Annotated in this window: 19 protein-coding genes and 1 pseudogene; 13 read left to right on the plus strand and 7 right to left on the minus strand. The window is 63.3% G+C overall.

Annotation, left to right across the window (positions count from 1 at the left end; all coding sequences use genetic code 11):
* Positions 1-37: 37 nt before the first annotated feature.
* Positions 38-616, plus strand: coding sequence for an exopolysaccharide biosynthesis protein (locus ACQY4V_RS19265; RefSeq protein WP_428514502.1), 579 nt, complete (start codon positions 38-40; stop codon positions 614-616).
* Between the two features lie 112 nt (positions 617-728).
* On the plus strand, positions 729-1,325 hold the full coding sequence (locus ACQY4V_RS19270) for a LolA family protein (RefSeq protein ID WP_428514504.1): 597 nt from the start codon (positions 729-731) through the stop codon (positions 1,323-1,325).
* A 20-nt stretch (positions 1,326-1,345) separates the two neighbouring features.
* Here ACQY4V_RS19270 and ACQY4V_RS19275 read toward each other — a convergent pair whose 3' ends face one another.
* The gene (locus ACQY4V_RS19275; protein WP_428514506.1) at positions 1,346-1,939 is read right to left on the minus strand and encodes a lytic transglycosylase; all 594 of its coding nucleotides are present in this window, start codon (positions 1,937-1,939) and stop codon (positions 1,346-1,348) included.
* A 201-nt stretch (positions 1,940-2,140) separates the two neighbouring features.
* Between ACQY4V_RS19275 and hspQ the strand changes: the two genes are divergently transcribed.
* Complete coding sequence (gene hspQ / locus ACQY4V_RS19280) at positions 2,141-2,467, plus strand: heat shock protein HspQ (RefSeq protein WP_428514508.1); 327 nt, start codon at positions 2,141-2,143, stop codon at positions 2,465-2,467.
* A 54-nt stretch (positions 2,468-2,521) separates the two neighbouring features.
* On the opposite strand, the gene ACQY4V_RS19285 is transcribed toward hspQ, so the two are convergent.
* The 3 genes from ACQY4V_RS19285 to ACQY4V_RS19295 all read right to left on the minus strand — a co-directional run bounded on the left by ACQY4V_RS19285 (position 2,522) and on the right by ACQY4V_RS19295 (position 5,122).
* Complete coding sequence (locus ACQY4V_RS19285) at positions 2,522-4,099, minus strand: gamma-glutamyltransferase family protein (protein ID WP_428514510.1); 1,578 nt, start codon at positions 4,097-4,099, stop codon at positions 2,522-2,524.
* Between the two features lie 228 nt (positions 4,100-4,327).
* Entirely contained in the window at positions 4,328-4,774 is a 447-nt protein-coding gene (locus ACQY4V_RS19290) for an ATP-binding protein (protein ID WP_428514512.1), read from the minus strand.
* Between the two features lie 9 nt (positions 4,775-4,783).
* Positions 4,784-5,122: an STAS domain-containing protein gene (locus ACQY4V_RS19295; protein ID WP_152490995.1), complete on the minus strand. Its 339-nt coding sequence runs from the start codon at positions 5,120-5,122 to the stop codon at positions 4,784-4,786.
* A gap of 112 nt (positions 5,123-5,234) precedes the next feature.
* On the opposite strand from ACQY4V_RS19295, the gene ACQY4V_RS19300 reads away from it, so the two are divergent.
* From ACQY4V_RS19300 to ACQY4V_RS19325, 6 genes and pseudogenes are all read left to right on the plus strand, one after another.
* Complete coding sequence (locus tag ACQY4V_RS19300) at positions 5,235-6,407, plus strand: acetyl-CoA C-acyltransferase (protein WP_428514515.1); 1,173 nt, start codon at positions 5,235-5,237, stop codon at positions 6,405-6,407.
* A gap of 69 nt (positions 6,408-6,476) precedes the next feature.
* Entirely contained in the window at positions 6,477-6,932 is a 456-nt protein-coding gene (locus ACQY4V_RS19305) for a GAF domain-containing protein (protein WP_428514517.1), read from the plus strand.
* A gap of 441 nt (positions 6,933-7,373) precedes the next feature.
* Positions 7,374-7,658, plus strand: a pseudogene (locus tag ACQY4V_RS19310) (DDE-type integrase/transposase/recombinase); the annotation flags it as partial.
* A 149-nt stretch (positions 7,659-7,807) separates the two neighbouring features.
* A complete protein-coding gene (locus ACQY4V_RS19315; protein ID WP_428514519.1) occupies positions 7,808-8,854 on the plus strand; it encodes an ABC transporter permease in 1,047 nt (348 codons plus the stop codon).
* 16 nt (positions 8,855-8,870) lie between these two features.
* On the plus strand, positions 8,871-10,058 hold the full coding sequence (locus ACQY4V_RS19320) for an ABC transporter permease (protein ID WP_428514521.1): 1,188 nt from the start codon (positions 8,871-8,873) through the stop codon (positions 10,056-10,058).
* An 88-nt stretch (positions 10,059-10,146) separates the two neighbouring features.
* Positions 10,147-12,240, plus strand: a complete 2,094-nt coding sequence (locus ACQY4V_RS19325) for a dipeptide ABC transporter ATP-binding protein (RefSeq protein WP_428514523.1) — start codon at positions 10,147-10,149, stop codon at positions 12,238-12,240.
* A 65-nt stretch (positions 12,241-12,305) separates the two neighbouring features.
* Here the strand turns inward: ACQY4V_RS19325 and ACQY4V_RS19330 are convergent, their stop codons facing one another.
* Together ACQY4V_RS19330 and ACQY4V_RS19335 are read right to left on the minus strand one after the other, a co-directional pair.
* Entirely contained in the window at positions 12,306-13,286 is a 981-nt protein-coding gene (locus ACQY4V_RS19330; protein WP_428514525.1) for an FkbM family methyltransferase, read from the minus strand.
* Positions 13,279-14,919: an ABC transporter substrate-binding protein gene (locus tag ACQY4V_RS19335; RefSeq protein WP_428514527.1), complete on the minus strand. Its 1,641-nt coding sequence runs from the start codon at positions 14,917-14,919 to the stop codon at positions 13,279-13,281. The genes ACQY4V_RS19330 and ACQY4V_RS19335 overlap by 8 nt, the downstream gene beginning before the upstream one ends.
* A 139-nt stretch (positions 14,920-15,058) precedes the next feature.
* Between ACQY4V_RS19335 and ACQY4V_RS19340 the strand changes: the two genes are divergently transcribed.
* The gene (locus tag ACQY4V_RS19340) at positions 15,059-15,724 is read left to right on the plus strand and encodes a glycosyltransferase (RefSeq protein ID WP_428514529.1); all 666 of its coding nucleotides are present in this window, start codon (positions 15,059-15,061) and stop codon (positions 15,722-15,724) included.
* Positions 15,725-15,738: 14 nt separating this feature from the next.
* On the opposite strand, the gene ACQY4V_RS19345 is transcribed toward ACQY4V_RS19340, so the two are convergent.
* Positions 15,739-16,767 carry a DMT family transporter gene (locus tag ACQY4V_RS19345; protein WP_428514531.1) on the minus strand — a complete coding sequence of 343 codons (1,029 nt, stop codon included), beginning with the start codon at positions 16,765-16,767 and terminating at the stop codon, positions 15,739-15,741.
* 232 nt (positions 16,768-16,999) lie between these two features.
* Here ACQY4V_RS19345 and ACQY4V_RS19350 point away from each other — a divergent pair, with 232 nt between their 5' ends.
* From ACQY4V_RS19350 to ACQY4V_RS19360, 3 genes are read left to right on the plus strand one after another with little or no spacing between them, the layout of a single operon-like run.
* On the plus strand, positions 17,000-17,878 hold the full coding sequence (locus ACQY4V_RS19350; protein ID WP_428514533.1) for a hypothetical protein: 879 nt from the start codon (positions 17,000-17,002) through the stop codon (positions 17,876-17,878).
* Positions 17,879-17,882: 4 nt separating this feature from the next.
* Positions 17,883-18,776: an NAD-dependent epimerase/dehydratase family protein gene (locus tag ACQY4V_RS19355; RefSeq protein WP_428514535.1), complete on the plus strand. Its 894-nt coding sequence runs from the start codon at positions 17,883-17,885 to the stop codon at positions 18,774-18,776.
* Positions 18,773-19,771: an SDR family NAD(P)-dependent oxidoreductase gene (locus tag ACQY4V_RS19360; RefSeq protein WP_428514537.1), complete on the plus strand. Its 999-nt coding sequence runs from the start codon at positions 18,773-18,775 to the stop codon at positions 19,769-19,771. Before ACQY4V_RS19355 ends, ACQY4V_RS19360 begins: the two co-directional genes overlap by 4 nt.
* Positions 19,772-19,775 lie beyond the last annotated feature (4 nt).

Raw genomic sequence — 19,775 nt, forward strand, 5'->3', positions numbered from 1 at the left:
CGTGCAAAGAAACGCCAACGCGAAGAAGGACGGGTGAATGGCCGGAGATGCCGAGACGCTGCTGAACGAGATCGACGACCTGGCTGATGGCGAGGACACGGTCTCGGTCGAGGATGTGGTCGACGCGATCGGCGGTCGTGGATTCGGGCCGATCATCTTCGTGACGGCGTTGTTGGGCGCGTCGCCCCTGGGCGGCATCCCGGGCGTGCCTACACTGTTTGCGATCATACTGATCCTCATCGCGGTGCAGATCCTTGTCGGGCGGCGCAGTTTCTGGATGCCGGACCGGATCAGCAACAGGGCGGTGACCGATGACAGGGTCGCGCGTTCGGTCGACAAGGCGCGGCCTGCCGCACAGTGGATGGACCGGCATTTCGGTCACAGGCTCGAGGCGCTGACAGGGCGTCCGGCGCAGCTTGCGGCGGCGCTTGTGGTGGTGGGTCTGTGCGCGATGATCCCGCCGCTGGAGGTGGTGCCCTTCGCGGCGCTCATTCCGTTCGCGGCCATAGCGCTTCTGGGTCTGGCGATCACGGTGCGGGACGGGGTGCTGATGGTGGTGGCGTTCGCGGCCAGCGCCGGGGCGCTTTTCGCGGCGATCCAGTTCCTCCCGTTTTGATGCATTGGGCCGGAAAAAGGGGCGTTCACGCGCATTTGCACCGAATGCTATCGCATAACGCCGTGTGTCCGCCTATCTTTTGGCGAGAATGAAAAAGGAGAGGTTTTCCCTCATGCGTATGGTTGCTTTGGCCCTGACTTTCCTGATGGCCACGCCCGCGATGGCCGAAAAGCTGTCGTTGAACGAGATTTCGCAGTACCTGAACAGTTTCAGTTCGGCGACCGGCGAATTTACCCAGATCAACGATGACGGCACGATCAGCACGGGGCAGATCTATATCAAGCGGCCCGGGCGGGTTCGGTTCGAGTACAACCCGCCGGAACAGACGCTGGTGGTGGCCGATGGCGATACGGTGGGCATCATCGACCCCAAGTCCAATACCGGGGGCGAGGCCTATCCGCTGGACCGCACGCCGCTGAAGATCATCCTTGAACGCAACGTGGATTTCGGCCGTGCGCGGATGGTGACGGGCCACAGCAGCGACGGCAAGACCACCACCGTGCGCGCGCAGGACCCGGCGCACCCCGAATACGGCAATATCGAGCTGGTCTTTACCGACAGCCCGGTCGAGCTGCGTCAGTGGGTGATCAACGACAGCGGTGGCAGCAAGACAACGGTGGTGCTGGGCGATCTGACCACGGGTACGCAGCTGGGCAATGACAGGTTCGTCATTCCCGGAAAAGACAAGTTCAAGCGGATCGACAGGTAGGCCGGGCGAAGCGGGGCGGCTTAGCGCCGCCCGCAGGCCCGCAACTGCTGATCGTAAACAATGGCTCGCTGGCCGACCTCTCCCGAGACGCGCAGCAACCATGGCTTGGCGTTGTAGCTGCCCCGGCTGAAGCCCGTGCGCCCCTCGTGATAGGCGAGATAGTGGTTGCGGGCGTCGTGCATCGGGATGCCCAGACGCTGGTTCGACTGCGCCATGTACCAGCCCATGAAGTCGGTCGCGTCGCGGATGTCGTTGCGCCGCGCGGCCCGGTTGCCGTCCTTCACGTACTCGTCCCACGTGCCGTCGAGCGCCTGGCTGTAGCCGTAGGCGGAACTTTGGCGGCCCATGGGAATCACGCCGAGGGTCCAGCGGAAGGGCGTGCGCGCCTCGCCGTCGAACTTGCTTTCCTGGTAGATCGTGGCCATCTGCACCGGCACTGGCACGCCCCAGCGACGCTCGGTCGCTCGGAAGGCCCGCAGGTAATGCGGTTTCTGCGCCACGATGGCGCAGGCATTGTCCAGATTGTCGGGCGGCGGGCCGCTGGGACCACCACCACAGGCGTTCAGGGTGGCCAGGGCCACCAAACTTAGAATCGTGCGAAGACGTCTGCTCATCTGCCTCTCGCTATGTTTGTTTTTCTTTTCAGTTTAACCAAAATTTCGGAGCTTGGAAATGCCGGATTTGGGCCTTTGGGTCTGGACGGAGAAGGGGCACTGTCTGACAGCGGTTCACAGACTGTTTCCCGACAAAATGCGCACAGCGATTGGACAAAACTCGGTTGAACGCAGTACAGTGTGTCGTTAGGGGCTATCTGAATGTTGAAGACACGCGCGAAATATCACCTGGGACAGGTCGTGAAACACCGCAAACATCCGTTTCGCGGCGTGATTTTCGATGTGGATCCCGAGTTTGCGAACACCGAGGAATGGTACGACTCGATTCCCGAGGAAAGCCGCCCGGTGAAGGATCAGCCGTTCTATCACCTGCTGGCCGAGAACGATCAGACCTATTACGTGGCCTATGTCAGCGAACAGAACCTGATCGCGGACTATTCGGGCGAGCCGGTGGGGCACCCTGACATACCCGACCTTTTCGGCCCGTTCGAGGACGGGCAGTACCCGCTGCATTTCCAACTGAACTAAGGCCGGGGCGCGGTCTAGCGCCCCATGCTGGTTTTTTGGCGCCGGTCCGCGGCGTCAGTAGCCCAGGGCGCAGCCGTCCTTGCGCGGGTCGGAGCCGCCTTCGAGGACCCCGTTTTCCTTGATCTCGATCGCCTGGGCGCCGCCGATCGCCTCGTCGGCCTCGACCACGTTGTGGCCGAGATCTGCCAGTTCGCGGTGCACGTCCGGCGCGTAGCCGGTTTCGACCCGAAGCTCGCCCGCGTCGGGGAAACAGCGCGGCGCGTCGATGGCCTCCTGCGGGGACAGGCCGAAATCGCGCAGGTTCGAGACAAAGCGCGCGTGGCCGTTTGCCTGGTACGCGCCGCCCATCACGCCGAAGGGCATGGTGACGCGGCCCCCCTCGCGCAGCATGCCGGGAATGATCGTGTGCATCGGGCGTTTGCCGCCGTTCATCTCATTCGCGTGGCCCTCTTCGAGCGTGAAGCCCGCGCCGCGGTTTTGCAGCAGGATGCCGAATTTTTCCGACGCGATACCCGAGCCGAAACCGTGGAAGATGGAATAGATCAGCGACACGGCCATGCGGTCGCGGTCGACCACGGTGATGTAGATCGTGTCGCGGTGCACGGCCTCGCTGAGCGAGGTGGCGGACGGCATCGCCTTTTTCGGGTCGATCAGGGTGGCGAGCGCGCGGGCGGTGTCCATCGACAGCATGTGATCCAGCCGCGCGGTGAGGTCGGGATCGGCCATGAAGCGATTGCGGGCGTCGTAGGCCAGCTTGGTCGCCTCGGCCTCGATATGGGCGCGCGTTGTGCCGAACGGGTCCATCGACGCGATGTCGAACTGGGCCAGGATATTGAGCAGCAGGATCGCCGTGGCACCTTGGCCGTTGGGCGGATGCTCGACCAGGTCGATGCCGGCATAGCTGCCGCTGATGGGGTCGGTGGGCGTCGCGGCCGTGGCGGCGAAATCGTCGCTTGTGTGCACGCCGCCCAGGGCGTTGAGGGCGGCCAGCATGTCCTCGGCCACCTCGCCCTTGTAGAAGGCATCGCGCCCGTCGCGGGCGATTCGGCGCAGCACCTCGGCCTGTCCGGGGGCGCGGAACATCTCGCCCTGTTTCAGCGGTTGGCCGCCGTTGGTGTAATGGGTCAGGCCGTGGCCCTGCAGGCATTCGGCGGCCCGGGGCCAGTCATTGGCGACGCGGGGGGCCACCGGCACACCTTCTTCGGCGTAGTGGATTGCGGGTTGCAGAAGGGCGTCGAGACCCAGTTTGCCATGCGCGTCCGACAAGTGGCAGAAGGCGTCGACCGCGCCGGGGATGGTGACCGCTTCGGGGCCGTGCAACGGAACGGTGTCGAGGCCGCGAGCGCGCAGGTCGGCGGCGCTGGCGGCGGCCGGGGCGCGGCCGGAGCCGTTTAGCGCATGGATGTCGTCGCTGCCGGGCCGGGTGAACAGCGCGAAGCAGTCGCCGCCGATGCCGGTCATCTGCGGTTCGCAGATTCCCAGTAGAACGGCGCCGGCAATGGCGGCGTCCATGGCGTTGCCGCCGCGTTTCAGAATGTCGATGGCGGCCTGGGCGGCCAGAGGGTGCGACGTGGCGCACATGCCGTTGGTGGCGAGGACGGCCGAGCGGCCGGGACGTTGGAAGTCGCGCATGGTTTTCCCGTTGATTGCAATGCTGTGCGGCACCTTAGGGGGCGCGTTCGGGAATGCCAATGTGATGGGAAGAAGAAGTACCTCGACGCCGCGCACTGGGTGGGGGCTGTTAAACGCGGCGCCGAGGGAAGCCATATGCAGCTACAGGTTGGTGTATGCGGGGGCTTTGGGGCGGCGTTGCGATGGGAATTGGGCGATTTGGTGGCGCAATTTGCCCCGCCGCGTGTTTCAGCGCGGAAACCGCAGGCTGAGCGCGTTTTGTCCTGACGTTCGGGTGTAGGCCAGGTCGCGGCACAGGCTGTGAATGAGGAACCACCCGAATCCCCCTTCCGGCAGATTCGACCGGGGGCCGGCGCTGTCCGGCAGGTGGGCCGGGGGCAGATCCTGGCCGGGGATGGCGCGGCCGCTGTCGATCAGGGTCACGTCCACGCGGTCGGGCAGCAGGTCGACCGTCATGGTGACCGGACCGGGCGCGCGGTCGGCATAGGCATGTTCGGTGATGTTGTTGAGCGCTTCGCTGACCGCGAGCGCGATGGAGCCGCGCAGGTCCCTGTCGATCCCGGCCTCGTCCAGGTGGCTGGCCAGGCTTTCGACCATGTCGCGCACGTGCATGTTCGTCGCTGTCGTGCACCACGAGATCAGCGGGTCGGGCAAGGAGGGGGCGGTGGCGGCCACGGCCCCGGATCAGCCCGCCGCGCGTTGCAGCGCCGCGGCCATGTCGGGGTGGATGACGAAGATCGAATCCATGCGCGTCAGGCGAAAGACCTTGGCCACGTCCGGTGTCAGACCGGCCAGATCCAGCCGCCGGCCGTCGCCCATCTGCTTCATCGAGGCGACGATGGCGCCGAGGCCGCTGGAATCGACAAACGCCACGCCGGAGAGGTCGAGCACCACGTGGGCGGGGCCGTCTTCGGTGAGGCGGCGCATCTCGTCCTTGAACCGGATGGCGGAGGCGGCGTCGATCCGGTTGTCTTCGACGGTGATAACGTTGATGTTGTTGTGAGTGGCGCAGGTGAGTTGCATGATGCCTCCGGACACATGGATGTTGCGCGCAGCCTAGGCGCAATTTCTTACCAAACCGTTTGGCCCCGTGAGCTTTCCCGGCGCGGCCCCCAAGGACGAAAGGACAGTCAGCATGAAAGAGGTTGTGATCGCGGGTGCGGCCCGAACGCCCATGGGCGGCTTCCAGGGGGATTTCGATGGCGTCGAGGCCAGCGTCCTGGGCGGCGCGGCGATTGCCGCGGCGCTGAAGGATGCGGGCGCCGCGACCGTGAGCGAGCTTTTGATGGGATGTGTTCTGCCGGCAGGCCAGGGGCAGGCCCCGGCGCGGCAGGCCGGGTTCAAGGCGGGGCTGGGCGAAGAGGTTCCGGCGACCACGCTGAACAAGATGTGCGGCTCGGGCATGAAGGCGGCGATGATCGGGTTCGACCAGATCGCGCTGGGGCACACGGACACGATGGTGACGGGCGGCATGGAGAGCATGTCGAACGCGCCGTACCTCTTGCCCAAGATGCGCGGCGGGGCGCGGATCGGGCATGGGCAGGTGATCGACCACATGTTCCTGGATGGGCTGGAAGATGCCTATGACAAGGGGCGGCTGATGGGCACCTTCGCCGAGGATTGCGCCGAGAAATATCAATTCACCCGGGAGGCGCAGGATGCCTATGCCATCGGGTCGCTGGAAGGGGCGCTGGAGGCGCAGAAATCGGGTGCGTTCGCGGGTGAGATCGCGCCGGTGACGCTGGAGACACGGAAGGGCACCGTCGTGGTCGAGACGGACGAGCAGCCCGGCAAGGCGCGGCCCGAGAAGATACCGCAGTTGAAGCCTGCCTTCCGCGAGGGCGGGACGGTGACGGCGGCCAATTCGAGCTCGATCAGCGACGGGGCGGCGGCGCTGGTGCTGGCCTCGCGCGAGGCGGCCGAGGCGCAGGGGTTGAAGATACGCGCGCGGCTCCTGGGCCATGCCAGCCACGCGCAGGCGCCGGGATGGTTCACCACCGCGCCGGTGCCCGCGGCGCAGAAGCTGCTGGAGCGGATCGGCTGGGAGAAAGACGACGTGGACCTGTGGGAGGTGAACGAGGCCTTCGCCGTGGTGCCCATGGCGTTCATGCACGAGATGGGCCTGCCGCGCGAGAAGGTGAACGTGCATGGCGGGGCCTGTGCATTGGGGCACCCAATCGGGGCGAGCGGGGCGCGGATCATGGTGACATTGTTGAATGCACTGGAGAAACGCGACCTCAAGCGTGGTGTCGCGGCGATCTGCATCGGCGGGGGCGAAGGTACAGCCATCGCGATCGAGCGGATCTGAGGCCGCAAATATTTTGGGAAAAGATTTGCCAAGAGTTTTCAGGAAAACTCTTGGCGTGGGAGGTGCGTGATGCGTGCGGATTACGAGGAACTGTCCAAGACCATCGGGGCGTTGACCGAAGGCGAGACCGATGACGTCGCCCTGATGGCGACGGTGGTGTGCGAGTTGCACCACGCGGATGACCGGTTCGACTGGACCGGGTTCTACCGGGTGACCGGGCCCGAGTTGTTGAAGATCGGGCCCTACCAGGGCGGGCACGGCTGTTTGCAGATCCCGTTTTCACGTGGCGTCTGCGGAGCGGCGGCGCGCACGGGCGAGGTGCAGCTGGTGGACGATGTGGACAGTTTCGAAGGGCATATCGCCTGTGCCAGTTCGACACGGTCGGAGATCGTCCTGCCGGTGCGCGACGGGCAGGGGCGGCTGCTGGGCGTGCTGGATATCGACAGCGATCAGCCGGCGGCGTTCGACGCGGCGGATGCCGACGGGCTGGGCGCGATCCTCGAGATGGTTTTCGGACGCCTGTAGAGATTTGCCGACGTGCGCGGTGCGGGGGGGGGTCGAAGCCTCCGGCGGGCGTATTGTCAACTAAAAAATTATTTATTGTCGGTTAGTTATTTGGAAGGAGCTTAAGGGTCTCCCCCTTTCTGTCCACGTTCGACATTGCACTTAAACCCTAGGTGCGTCTTCCGTAGCTCGCTCATTTCGTTCAGAAACTCTGCTGCCGTGGTCTCGAAGATATGTTCCCCAGAGCAATGGTCTATAAAGACCCATCTTCACACAGTTATTCTGTAAGTTGCGGCCAGAAGCGAAAGGCTATTCTACGACTTAGAGTTGCCGCAAAAATTAAATGAGGCGTTCGATACAAGGGGCGCACAGTTGCCGTTCGCGAACGCCACATACAAATGTCTGCTGTAAGTGGTCGACAGTTATTCTTGCAACCTATTCTTATTATGTCCCATAAGGCAAACCTATCGGCGGGTCATCCGAGAGATCAACCACCGATATGATCCACATTTCGACAGCATCCGGCATATTGATCGAAAGTGGCAGAACAACCTGATCGAGAGCGATCATGCCGCGATGAAGCGGCTACTCGGTTATTGCCAAAGCTTCCGGTCTTTGCGAACCGCCAAGGCGACTCTCCGCGGCATCGAAACGATCCGAACCATCAAACGCGGCCATGTGCATCACAAACAACCAGGCGTCAGATGCGAAACTAGGTTCATCAGCCAGCTGGTCGAAGCTGCTTGATATGCCGTCCAGACACAGCGTTACCCTGTCTAACGCAGATTGACGCAACAGTCCCGATTTGCCCACTTCCGAACCATGTGACTGGACCGGCACGGCACCATGGTCTTACAAATAACAGTGACAGTGGAGCCAGCCGGGGGCATCGCCATATGGGCCGATTTATCCTGCGCCGTGTCGGAGTGATGATTCTGACGGCGCTTTGCCTGACGTTCATCGTCTTTTTCCTGACCAATCTTTATCCGAACCTGGAAAAGATGGCGAAGACCGAGGGCAACATGCGGATGTCGGATGCCGAGGTCGAAAGCTATCTAAACAACAACGGGTATTTGCAGCCGGTGCTGGTCAAGTATGGGCAGTGGCTGGGCGTGCTGCCGGGGTACGTGATCGAGGGGACGGACGGGAAGGTGCGGGCGAAATGCGCGGCCCCTGACACGCCCATCGAAGAGGCACCGGCCTTTTGCGGGGTGTTGCAGGGCAACTGGGGCTATTCCAACCGGCTGAAGAAGGATGTCGACGAGGTGATCGGCGAGAAGCTGGCGCTGACCGGGATCCTGATGTTCTGGGTGATGCTGCTGATGGTGCCGTCTGCGCTGATCCTTGGCGTGCTGGCGGGGATGCGGGAGGGGTCCAAGCTGGACCGGACGCTGTCGACCTTTTCCATCGGCACGACGGCGACGCCGGAATACGTGTCGGGCGTTTTGTTCATCGCGGTGTTCGCCAGTTCCGCCGTGGGCCTGAAGTGGTTCAAGGGCACGGCGACCAGTGCGATGGACAATATCACCTTCGAGAACTTCTTTCTGCCGGTGTTGACCATTGCGGTTTACGGCATGGGGTATATCGCGCGGATGACGCGGGCCAGCATGGCCGAGGTCATGACCTCGCAATATATCCGCACAGCGCGGCTGAAGGGTGTGAGCTTTCCCAACATCGTGATGAAACACGCGCTGCGCAACGCGCTAATCGCGCCTTTCACGGTGATCATGTTGCAGTTTCCCTGGCTCTTGAACGGTGTGGTGATTGTCGAGACGCTGTTCAACTACAAGGGCTTCGGCTGGGCACTGGTTCTGGCGGCGGGCAACAATGACATCGAGCTGTTGCTGGGAATTTCGGTGGTTTCGGTCGTCGTGGTGCTGGTGACGCAGCTGATCTCGGATATCGGTTATGTCTACCTGAACCCGCGAATTTCGGTCAGCTGAGGGGAGGAGCGCGGACATGGACCCCTTGAGCTGGAGCGGGATCTTCTTGCAGATGATGCAGCAATTCGCGGCGCCGCTGATCGCGGTGGCGGTGACCTTTGCTGTCTCGATCGTGTTCAAGCGCAGGCTGGGCCTTTACGGCAAGCTGTTCGACAGCGTGATCGGGATGATCGGGCTGGCGCTGGTGCTGTTCTGGGTCTACACGGCGTTCTTTGCGGGCGTGTTGGGGATGGTGGGCACTCATGACCCGCTGGACCAGTCGGCGATGATGAAAAAAGCGCTGCCGGGCGAGCCCTATACCAAGCTCATTGGCGAGCCGGACCCGGATGCGGGGGCGCATTACCTGCTGGGCGGCGACAACTTGGGCCGGGACGTGTTCAGCCGGGTGGTGGATGGCAGCATCAAGGTGATGCTGATCGCGCCGTTTGCGACGATCTTCGCCTTCATGGTGGGGATCACGCTGGGCTTGCCGGCGGGGTATTACGGCGGGCGGTTCGACACGGTGCTGAGCTTTCTTGCGAACCTGGTGCTGGCCTTTCCGGTGATCCTGCTGTTCTACCTGCTGGTGACGCCGGAGATAAAAGAGACGCTGATCCCGAGGATCATGGCGGGGGCGCTGTTCATCTTTCCCATCGTGTTCCTGACGGTGCTGTGGAATTCTCGGTTCCGAACGCAGGCATCGAAGCGCAACCTGTACGTGGGCATCACCTTGGTCGTGGGAACATGGGTGTACCTGGGCATCGCGTGGGATGCGGACCCGACGGGGATCATCAGCTTTCCGCCCAACCTGCTGGTGGTGTTCGTGGCGGTGGTGTTCGTCAACGCGCCCACGGTCTTTCGGATCGTGCGGGGGCTGGCGCTGGACATCAAGACGCGTGATTACGTGGCTGCCGCCCAAACGCGGGGCGAGGGGCCGTGGTACATCATGCTGTGGGAGATCCTGCCCAATGCGCGCGGGCCGCTCTTGGTCGATTTCTGCTTGCGGATCGGCTACACCACGATCCTTTTGGGCACGCTGGGCTTCTTCGGTCTGGGGCTGGAGAGCGAAAGCGCAGATTGGGGCAAGATGATTATCGACGGGCGGCGGCTGTTGTCGGCCAATATCCTGCACATCGCCATTCCGCCCGCGCTGGCGCTGCTCAGCCTGGTTCTGGGACTGAACTTTCTGGCGGACGGGCTGCGGGAAGAGAGCTTGAGGGATTAGGGACCAACCCGCCCCGGACCCCGATCCGGGGCCTCTGGCGGCGAGGTCCCGGGTCAGGCCCGGGACGGGAATTCGAGAGGGACATGAGATGTCGAAACTGCAAGCGCATGACGGGCCCATTCTGGAGATCGACAACCTGTCGATTTCTTTCTTCATGCGGCTGCGGGAGATCCCGGCGGTGATGGATTTCTCGGTTCAGGTTCAGCCGGGCGAGGCGGTGGGTCTGGTGGGAGAGTCGGGCTGCGGCAAGTCCACGGTCGCGCTGGGGGTGATGCAGGATCTGGGCGTCAATGGCCGGGTCGTGGGCGGTACGATCAGGTTCAAGGGGCGCGACCTGAGCCAGATGAGCGCCGAGGAGTTGCGCGATATTCGGGGCAACGAGATCGCCATGATCTACCAGGAGCCGATGGCGAGCCTGAACCCGGCGATGAAGATCGGCAAGCAGCTGATCGAGGTGCCGATGATCCATGAAGGCATCGGCGAGAAGGAAGCGTGGCAGCGGGCGCTGGACGTGGTGCGGGATGTTAAGCTGCCAGACCCCGAGCGCATCCTGAAGGCCTTTCCGCATCAGTTGTCGGGTGGGCAGCAGCAGCGGATCGTGATCGCGATGGCGCTGATGTCGAAGCCGTCCTTGCTGATCCTCGACGAGCCGACGACCGCGCTGGATGTGACGGTCGAGGCCGCAGTGGTGGAGCTGGTGAAGGATCTGGGCAAGAAATACGGCACCTCGATGCTGTTCATCAGCCACAACCTTGGGCTGGTGTTGGAAACCTGCGACCGGATCTGCGTGATGTATTCCGGTGAGGCGGTGGAGACGGGCAGCATCCGCGATGTCTTTGACAAGATGCGGCATCCTTATACGCAGGCGCTGTTCCGGTCGATCCCGCTGCCCGGGGCGAACAAGAACGCCCGGCCGCTGGTGGCCATTCCGGGGAACTTTCCCCTGCCGCATGAGCGGCCGCAGGGGTGCAATTTCGGGCCGCGTTGCGATTATTTTGAAGAGGGGCGCTGCAACCGGGAGGAGGGGATACCGATGGCGCCCGTGCCTGGGGATGAGCGCCATGCCTCGCGCTGTTTGCGGTTCGAGGAAATCGACTGGAACGCGTCGATCAAGGCCAGCGTGACGACCGAGGCGACCGAAAAGGGTGAAGTCGTCCTGAAGATCGAGAACCTGAAGAAATACTACGAGGTGGCGGCGAACGCGCTGATTGGCAAAGGCGGCAACACCAAGGTGGTGAAGGCCAACGAGACGCTGAGCTTCGAGGCGCGGGAAAGTGAGACGCTGGCCATCGTGGGGGAGTCGGGCTGTGGCAAGTCGACCTTTGCCAAGGTGTTGATGGGGCTGGAGACGGCGACGGACGGGCAGATCCTGCTGGACAACCGCAATATCGAGGGCACGCGGATCGAGAAGCGGGACACCAAGACGGTGGCCGATGTCCAGATGGTGTTTCAGAACCCGTTCGATACGCTGAACCCGTCGATGACCGTGGGGCGGCAGATCATCCGCGCGCTGGAAGTGTTTGGCGTGGGCAAGAACGATTCCGAGCGGCGGGCGGAACTGATGCGCCTGCTGGACCTGGTGAAACTGCCGCGCGAATTTGCCGACCGGATGCCACGGCAACTGTCGGGCGGGCAGAAGCAGCGGGTGGGGATCGCGCGGGCCTTTGCCGGTGGCGCGCGGATCGTGGTGGCGGACGAGCCGGTGTCGGCGCTGGACGTCAGCGTGCAGGCGGCGGTGACGGACTTGCTGATGGAGATCCAGCGCGAGAAGAAGACGACGCTGCTGTTCATCAGCCATGACCTGAGCATCGTGCGCTACCTGAGCGACCGGGTGATGGTGATGTACCTGGGCCACGTGGTGGAGCTGGGCACGACCGAGCAGGTCTTTGCGCCGCCCTATCACCCCTACACCGAGGCGCTGCTGTCGGCCGTGCCGATTGCCGATACCAGCGTCGAGAAGAAGCATATCGTGCTGGAAGGCGACGTGCCGTCGGCGATGAACCCGCCCTCGGGCTGTCCGTTCCAGACGCGGTGCCGGTGGAAATCCCAGGTGCCGGCGGGTCTTTGCGAAATCGAGGTACCGCCGATGCGGACCCTGGATGACGGGCATCAGCTGAAATGTCACCTGGCCGAGGTGAAGCTGGCCGAGATGGAGCCGGTCATCAAGGTTGCCTCGGAATAGCCGACGTCGGACCTGGAAGAGCGTTCACAATTGAGATGTGCCGACCGTCCGAAATCCGCGGCGTTTCAATTTGCGCTATGCGGCGAAACCTGAACGATGCTGTTCAATAGCGGCGAGTCCGCTTTGGCCGCGAAGAGGTTGTAGCCCTTGAAGCGATCCGTTTTGAGTGCGCGCACGGCTGCCACCGAGGTCAAGCGCTGGAACGCATCTTCGCAAGAATAGACGCGCAGGTCGGGCTGTTCCAACAGGTGACGGGTGACGGCGCAGGTGGGGTCGTTGCCGTGTTCCTCGTAGATGATCACGGCGCCGTCGCGCAGCGCGCGCGTGGCACCCGCGAAAGCGCTGAGTTCCGCGCCTTCGACATCGAGCTTGATCAGCGCTGGCTGTCCGGCGGGCACCAGATCGTCGATGCTGCGGGTATATACGATTTCGGTGGTGTTCTTCTCGCCGGGTGCGCCACCGGTCAGCAGGCGCGAAGACGCGTGGCTGTTGGCGACGTTTACGAAGGTCATGCGCTGGCCGGACTGCGCGTGGATGGCCGCGCGTTCCAGCGTGACGTTGGGCAGATGTCCGGCATTCGCCTTGAGTGCCTCGAAGGTTTCTGCGGCGGCCTCGACGGCGATGACCTGCTTGAAGAGGGTCGAGGCGCGCAAGGTCCAGTAGCCCTTGTTCGCGCCGAGATCGCAGAAGAGGTCGGAATTGGGCGCCGCGGCAGTCAAAAGGCGCGCGACTTCAGGCTCGTATTTTTCATGCCAGAGCGCGAAGCGGGTCCAGTAGCCATCGTTTAGCGAGACGCGGAATGGTGGGGCGCCGTCAATGCCGATTAGGGCCGCATTGTCCGCCGGGAAAACCCGGCCAAGCCCGCGGGCGAAGATGCCGAACAGGCTGCGGTTGAAGGCGACATGAAAGAGGGCCATCAGGATCGCGTATTGAAGCCGTGCGCCAGGACCCGAGAAAGTGAGCGTTCGTATCTCGGGTCCCGCGGATGCTGCCTGTTCCTGCACAGCCTGGCGGTTGGAGGATGTCTGCATCGCGCTGTCAGACATCCATCCAGACCTCGTGCAGGTGAAGCTCACGATAGCGTTCGCGGCTGTAGTTATGGACGTTCTCGGCATGGTGCATGATCTGGTTGCGCCAGAAGGGCTGAATGATCACGCCGCTGTCGCGCAGGATGGTCTGAAGCTGCGCCATTATCTCGCTGCGGTCCCGGGCATCGGGCGTGGCCAGCGCACGGTCCAGCAGCGCGTCGAATTCCGGGTCGGCAAAGCCGGTTTCGTTCCACGGTTGGCCCGACTTGTAGGCAAGCGCGTAAATCTGCACGCCAAGCGGGCGTCCGCCCCAGGCCGTCGTGCTGAAGGGGTATTCGTTCCACGCGTTCCAATATGTCTGCCCCGCGATGACCGTGCGACTGATGTTGAACCCCGCCTGCCGCAGGATCGCCGCGATGGCGTCCGAGGTCGCGGTGCGCCAGTCACCGTCGATCGAGACGAGGTCGATCAGGGTCTCGGCGTGGCCGGCCTCTTCGGCCATGGCGAAGCCTGCGGCGGGATCGGCCTCGAACGGGGGAAGTTCGGCATATTCGGGATGCGCGGGCGAAACGTGATGGTTTTCGGCCAGCGCACCGTCGCCATCGACGCCAAGCGCCAGCACGATGCGGTTGTCGACGGTTTTCTGAATGGCCCGACGCAGGCGGATGTCGTCATAGGGGGGCGTGTCGACGCGCATCCGGGCGACGATGGTGTTCTGGGTCGTGCGTTCCTGTCGCACGAAGCCGAAGCTGTCCAGCACATCGGCGAAATCGGGGGGTGTATCTTCGTTGGCATCGATCTCGCCGGAATCGAATGCCGCGATCATGCCCGCCGGATCGGCGCCGAAGTCGATGAATTCCACGCCATCCAGATACGCCTCGCCGCCCCACCACTGGCCCTGTTCGCGGCGCTTGACCACGGCCTTGTATTCCAGTTCGACAGACACAAGCTCGAACGGGCCGGTGCCAAGGGGCGTCTCCATCAGGCTGCTGTCGTCTTCGAAGCTGCGATGCACCACCAGAGCGGGATAATCGACCATGCCCGCAATAAGCGTGATGTCGGGTTGCGGCAGGTGCAGTCGCACGGTCATGTCGTCGGCGCGCTCGACCCGGTCCTCGGCCATGCGCCCGGTGGCGGTGTCGATCAGCGGGGCCATGCGGGTGGCCATCGAGTTGCCCTCGGCGCGCGTGTCGCACCAGCGGCGCAGGTTGTGGATCACGTCATCGACATCAAGCGTGTCGCCGTTGGTCCAGGTCACCCCGGGGCGGACGTTGAGCGTGTAGGTGCGTGCGTCCTCGCTGACCTCCCAGCTTTCAAGAAGGACGGGCGCGAAAGTGGCGTCGTCCTCCCACCGGACGAGCGGTTCGCAGAAGGTGCGCGCCAGATTGCCCTGTTCGGTCTTGGCGAACTTGCGCGGATCGACGATCTCGATCACGCGACTGCCGATGCGCAGCACGCCGCCCCGAGTGCCATCAGTGGCGGCGCGGGCGGGCACGGGCAGGCCGATGAGACCATAGGCGGTGGTGGCGGACGCGCCGAATGTGCTGGCCAGCGCCAGGAACTCGCGCCGCGACAGCGCGCCGTCGCGCGCCTGGCGCGCGAGTTTTCTCACGATCGGCCGCACGGATGCGGCGCGTTTGGTGTTGGTCATCGGTTATCCTGCCGCCTGGAAATGATAGCTGTCACGCAGTTCATATTGTCGTTGGAACGTTGCAAGCACGATTGTAAACCTAGCCCGCATTTGCAACAACTTCGCGTAAAGACTGCCCGGGAAAGGAAAAGACCCGACAATGCCCGACGGAATTTCGATTGTCATTCCGGCCCGGAATGAGGCCGAGACGGTTGGCAGCGTCGTGGCCGCCGTAATCAACCTGCCCTGTGTGCGCGAGGTTGTCGTTGTCGATACCGACTCGTGGGACAGCACGGCTGCCAACGCCGCCGCCGCCGGCGCCGTTGTAGTAACCGAGCCACGGTTGGGAATGGGGCGCGCGCTGAAAACCGGATACAAGGCCGCGAAATCGTCCTGGGTGATGAAGCTTGATGCCGATCTCGAGACGTTCGATCCCGGCATGGTCGTTGTCCTGGCGGAATCGCGAGAGCCCGATGTGGGGCTGGTCAAGGGAAACTGGCAGGATCCCAACGACGACATGCCGATGACGCGACTGTTGGTCCGGCCCGCGATCCGCCAGATCTTTCCGGGGCTTCAACATATCACCGCGGTCAATTCCGGGATCTACCTGTTCAACAGGGACCTGATCGAGATAGACGCGCTTGTGGATAACAACGCAGCCGATATCGACGTCATGTTGCGGGTGCACGCGGCCGGGCAGGAGGTCATCGAGGTGGCGATCGGCCAGATCAGCCATGATCCGCGGAACAAGGAACATTACAACGCCATGGCCGACAATATCCTGCACCTGTTTCTTCAGCATTACGCCCGCAAGATTGGCGCCTGACCCGCGCAAGGGCGTCATACGCCCTTGAAGTTCGCGCTGCCTTCCAGCTCCATCGCGCGCTCCATTGCGCGTTTCTCGGCCTGTTTCTTGCGGAATCGCCCGTATTGCGCGAGCGCGACACCGGCGATGATGACCGCTCCACCGGGGATCAGCCCGGCGCCCGGGTTCTCACCCAGCAGGATCATGGCGATAACAATTGCGGCCAGCGGCGAAAACGAGGTGGCCAGGGCGACGTCGCCGGAACGGGCATATTTAAGGCCGATGTTCCAGGCAAGTTGCCCGATGATGACGACGATGATCGCATAGACCCAGATCCATTTCAGTACGACAGGCGCAAGCAGGTCCTGAAAGTGAAGAGGGCCGTAGAGATAAAGCGCGATAGCCGCGTAGATGATTGTGCCCAAAATGGTCCGGTAGATCGAGAAGATGCCAAGCGGCACGCCTTTCAAGCCCGCGCGCGTCACCAGTGTCGAGGCAATGAAGGACAAGGTTGCCGCCACCGCCGCAAGTTCCCCCATGCCAAGCGAGAATGACGACCCGTCGCCCTTTAGCGCGACGACCAGCGCCGCGCCCACAAGCGCGACGAGCCCGCCGGCCAGAGACCAGGGATCGAAATCCTCTTTCAAAAAGAGCCAAGCCGCCAAGATGAATAGCGGCGGCTCTATCCGGCCCACGAGCACCACGTTGGTGACGGTGGTGTGGTCAAGCGCATAGAAAAAGAGTGCTGGCGTCAGGGCCGAGGACAGCAAGGCGGAGAGGGTCAGAACCCCCCAATCCTTGCGGGTCAGCGCCCGCAAATTGTCGCGCGTCCAGTCCTTGTGAAAGAGAAACACCATCGGGATCAGCGAAATCAGAGACCCCAGCGCCAGAAGGTTGCAGAAGGTGATGGCGTTGCGCCCCATGACCTGGTTCACTTCGCCGACCTCGGTCAGCAGCGTGACGATGGAGTTCGACGAAGCGTAGATCAGCACCGCCAGCCAAGCCAGAAGCGTTCCCATCAGCACCTTGGAGCCGCCTTGCTCCATGTTCATCGTATGCGCCATGTGGGGTCTCCTTGGTGGCGGTGATTGACGTATTGCAGACTATTCGCGGTTGCGGGAAGTGCCGCCTGCTTTTTTGCTCTGTTTCAGATGCGTGACGGACACGTGAAATTCCGCATGCCGGTTCACACGAAGAAATCAGCCATGTTACAGAAAACGACGTTGAATGCGTGTCCCAAAGCCTGCAACTTCACAGGACTGCCTTTTCAAAGTCTTATCCAAAGCGGAATACCGAATGCCTTTGACCCTGCCTGAAACGCGCACGCCTTTCGTGACGCTGTTCGATGACACATACGACCAGCCCGATTGCAGGGACTATTACCGGATGCTGAGATCGCTTGGCTACAGCAACCATGCGCATGCGGTGCCGGTGTTCCGCGCGGTACTGGACAGGCTGATGCAGGTACGCGATATCGCGGCGCCACGCATTCTGGATTTCGCCAGCAGCTACGGGATCGTCACCGCACTGATGAAGCTCGACGTCTCCGCGGCGGAATTCCTGGACCGGTACGAGGAAGGATCGCTGGACGCGCTGACCCCGCCCGAGATGGCGCAGCAGGACCGCGCTTGGATTGAAGCGTTGCCGCCGCGCTACCCGGGCGCGCGTTTTTTCGGGCTGGACGTGGCCGCGAACGCTGTCGGTTACGGCGAGGCGGTGGGGCTTTTCGAGCACGGTTTCGACGAGAACCTGGAGCATGATGCGCCGTCACAAGCGCTGTCGGCGCAGCTTGCGGAGGTGGACCTGATCGTCGAATGCGGAAGCGTGGCGCACCTGATGCCCACCGCGCTGGACCGTCTTCTGGGCGCCTGTGGAGACCGCACGCCCTGGGTTGTCACGTCTCCCGTACGCGGTAACGAGCGCGAGGCGGCCTTCGAAGTGTTGCGCGACCACGGGATGGTGGTCGACACACTTGACCTGCCGCCCTTTCCGCATCGCCGCTTTGACAGCCGCAACGAACAGGCGCGGGCCACCGCCATCGCCAGGGCGGCGGGGCATGAAACCTCGGGCCTGGAGTCGAGGGGGTATTTCTTTGCCCAGATCTATCTGGCCCGCCCGGCGGACGAAGCGCAGAAACCGTTTCCGGATTTGGCAGGCGTGCAGGCGCGCGGTTGACGTCATGATCCGCCACACCGCCAAGCTGCTTGTCACCGGGGCGTCGGGATTCCTGGGGCAGGCGGTCATGGCCCGGGCGGCGGCTTGGGAGTTGGAAGCAATTGCAGTTTCGCGGGACGTCTTCCATCCAGGCAACGTCACGGATTTTGCAGCCTTATTGGACCGTAAGCGCCCCGACTATGCCATCGACTCGGCGGGGGTGCTGCCGGGTGGCGGCGATGTCGCGGACAACATCGCCCTGACTCAAACCTGGATCACGGCCCTGGGCCTGGCCAGCGCAAGGCCGCGGCTGGTCCTGACGGGATCGGCCGCCATCTATGGCCGGGGGGCGGCAATATCCCGCGCGACACGCGAGGATGACCCAAAGCAGCCGACATCGGACTATGGCCGCGCCAAGCTGGCCGCGATGGAACTTGGCCAGCAGGCCCACGTGCAAGATGGGCACGACATTCAGACCGGCATCGTCTTCAATCTGATCGGGGCGGGTCAGCCCGCCCACATGGCTCCGGAGGTCTTCATCCGCAAGGCTCTTGCGGCCCGTGGCGGCAAACTCGAGGTCGGGCCGGTGGACAGCGTTCGGGATTTCATGCACGTCGAAGACGCTGCGGACGCCCTTATCGCGATGGCGCTGCACGGTGCACCGGGCGAGGTGCTGAACGTGGCGACGGGCTGCCCGACACGCATCTGCGATCTGCTTGATCGGATCGCCGGGGCGCTTGGCGCAAGCTGGGTCAGCCGCGATCAGTCCGGACCCGAAGAGGCGGCCGACATCTGCTACGGCGACCCCGCGCACCTTATGGCGCGCACCGGCTGGCAGCCACGCCACAATCTTGAGACCGCGCTAGAACGGGCCATTCAGGCGACCCAATCCCACAGGAAGGCATCGACGACGATATGACGGATTTCTGGACAGACAGGCGCGTGCTGGTCACGGGCGGAGCAGGTTTCATCGGCAGTTTCCTGTCCGAGGCGCTGGTGCGGGCGGGTGCAGACGTGACGGTGTTCACGCGGTATTCCTCGCGCGGGGTGGGAGGTGCCGCAGCGCACATGAACCGCGACCTGCGTCGCCGTATGCGGTTCGTCATGGGCGACCTGAAGGATCCCGCCGCCGTCCGGGCCGCCGCGATGGACTGCGACACGATTTTTCACCTCGGTGCGCATATCGGGATTCCCTATTCCTATGTTCACCCGGTGGACGTGGTGCAGACGAACGTGATGGGCACGACCAACGTGCTCGAGGCAGCGCGGTCGGCGGGGGTGTCGAAACTGGTGATCTTCTCGACCAGCGAGGTCTACGGCACCGCGCTCTACGCTCCGATCGACGAGGCGCATCCACTTCAGGCGCAGTCGCCTTACGCCGCCAGCAAGATCGCCGCCGACCAGCTTGGGCTGAGCTATCATCGGGCCTTCGGAACGCCGGTTGCGATTTGCCGACCCTTCAACACCTACGGGCCGCGGCAGCCCGCGCGTGCCATCATTCCCACCGTCATCAGCCAGGCCCTGCGCAGCGACGAGGTCAGGCTGGGCTCGTTGCACCCCACGCGCGACCTGCTGTTCGTCGAGGACACTGTTGCCGGGGCCATGCGCGTTGCCGAGGTGGACGCGACGGTGGGCGAGGTCACCCAACTTGGCACCGGTGTCGAAATCAGCATCGGCGACCTGGTAAAGGAAATCTGCGCGGTTCTGGGGAAATCCCCGCGTATAATCGCCGATCAGTCCGACCGGCAACGCCCCGCGAAAAGCGAGGTGAACCGCCTCATCGCGTCGACTGCGCGCGCCGCAGAGATGCTGGACTGGGCGCCCGAGGTCTCACTCGCCGAGGGGCTTGGCCGGACCGCGGGGTGGGTCGAGGAGAACCTCGAATATTTCACCGCTGACGGCTACCAGATTTGAGGAG

Origin of the sequence: Roseovarius sp. (assembly GCF_965277045.1) — a bacterium.
Lineage (GTDB): Bacteria > Pseudomonadota > Alphaproteobacteria > Rhodobacterales > Rhodobacteraceae > Roseovarius.

Excerpts from the sequence above, each read along its gene's own strand:
- ACQY4V_RS19355 (WP_428514535.1), top strand. The coding sequence starts at position 17,883 with ATGATCCGCCACACCGCCAAGCTGCTTGTCACCGGGGCGTCGGGATTC.
- ACQY4V_RS19330 (WP_428514525.1), bottom strand. The coding sequence starts at position 13,286 with ATGTCTGACAGCGCGATGCAGACATCCTCCAACCGCCAGGCTGTGCAG.
- ACQY4V_RS19340 (WP_428514529.1), top strand. The coding sequence starts at position 15,059 with ATGCCCGACGGAATTTCGATTGTCATTCCGGCCCGGAATGAGGCCGAG.
- ACQY4V_RS19335 (WP_428514527.1), bottom strand. The coding sequence starts at position 14,919 with ATGACCAACACCAAACGCGCCGCATCCGTGCGGCCGATCGTGAGAAAA.
- ACQY4V_RS19360 (WP_428514537.1), top strand. The coding sequence starts at position 18,773 with ATGACGGATTTCTGGACAGACAGGCGCGTGCTGGTCACGGGCGGAGCA.
- ACQY4V_RS19275 (WP_428514506.1), bottom strand. The coding sequence starts at position 1,939 with ATGAGCAGACGTCTTCGCACGATTCTAAGTTTGGTGGCCCTGGCCACC.
- ACQY4V_RS19315 (WP_428514519.1), top strand. The coding sequence starts at position 7,808 with ATGGGCCGATTTATCCTGCGCCGTGTCGGAGTGATGATTCTGACGGCG.
- ACQY4V_RS19350 (WP_428514533.1), top strand. The coding sequence starts at position 17,000 with ATGCCTTTGACCCTGCCTGAAACGCGCACGCCTTTCGTGACGCTGTTC.
- ACQY4V_RS19345 (WP_428514531.1), bottom strand. The coding sequence starts at position 16,767 with ATGGCGCATACGATGAACATGGAGCAAGGCGGCTCCAAGGTGCTGATG.
- ACQY4V_RS19295 (WP_152490995.1), bottom strand. The coding sequence starts at position 5,122 with ATGCAACTCACCTGCGCCACTCACAACAACATCAACGTTATCACCGTC.
- ACQY4V_RS19285 (WP_428514510.1), bottom strand. The coding sequence starts at position 4,099 with ATGCGCGACTTCCAACGTCCCGGCCGCTCGGCCGTCCTCGCCACCAAC.
- ACQY4V_RS19305 (WP_428514517.1), top strand. The coding sequence starts at position 6,477 with ATGCGTGCGGATTACGAGGAACTGTCCAAGACCATCGGGGCGTTGACC.
- ACQY4V_RS19325 (WP_428514523.1), top strand. The coding sequence starts at position 10,147 with ATGTCGAAACTGCAAGCGCATGACGGGCCCATTCTGGAGATCGACAAC.
- ACQY4V_RS19300 (WP_428514515.1), top strand. The coding sequence starts at position 5,235 with ATGAAAGAGGTTGTGATCGCGGGTGCGGCCCGAACGCCCATGGGCGGC.
- ACQY4V_RS19320 (WP_428514521.1), top strand. The coding sequence starts at position 8,871 with ATGGACCCCTTGAGCTGGAGCGGGATCTTCTTGCAGATGATGCAGCAA.
- ACQY4V_RS19265 (WP_428514502.1), top strand. The coding sequence starts at position 38 with ATGGCCGGAGATGCCGAGACGCTGCTGAACGAGATCGACGACCTGGCT.
- hspQ (WP_428514508.1), top strand. The coding sequence starts at position 2,141 with ATGTTGAAGACACGCGCGAAATATCACCTGGGACAGGTCGTGAAACAC.
- ACQY4V_RS19270 (WP_428514504.1), top strand. The coding sequence starts at position 729 with ATGCGTATGGTTGCTTTGGCCCTGACTTTCCTGATGGCCACGCCCGCG.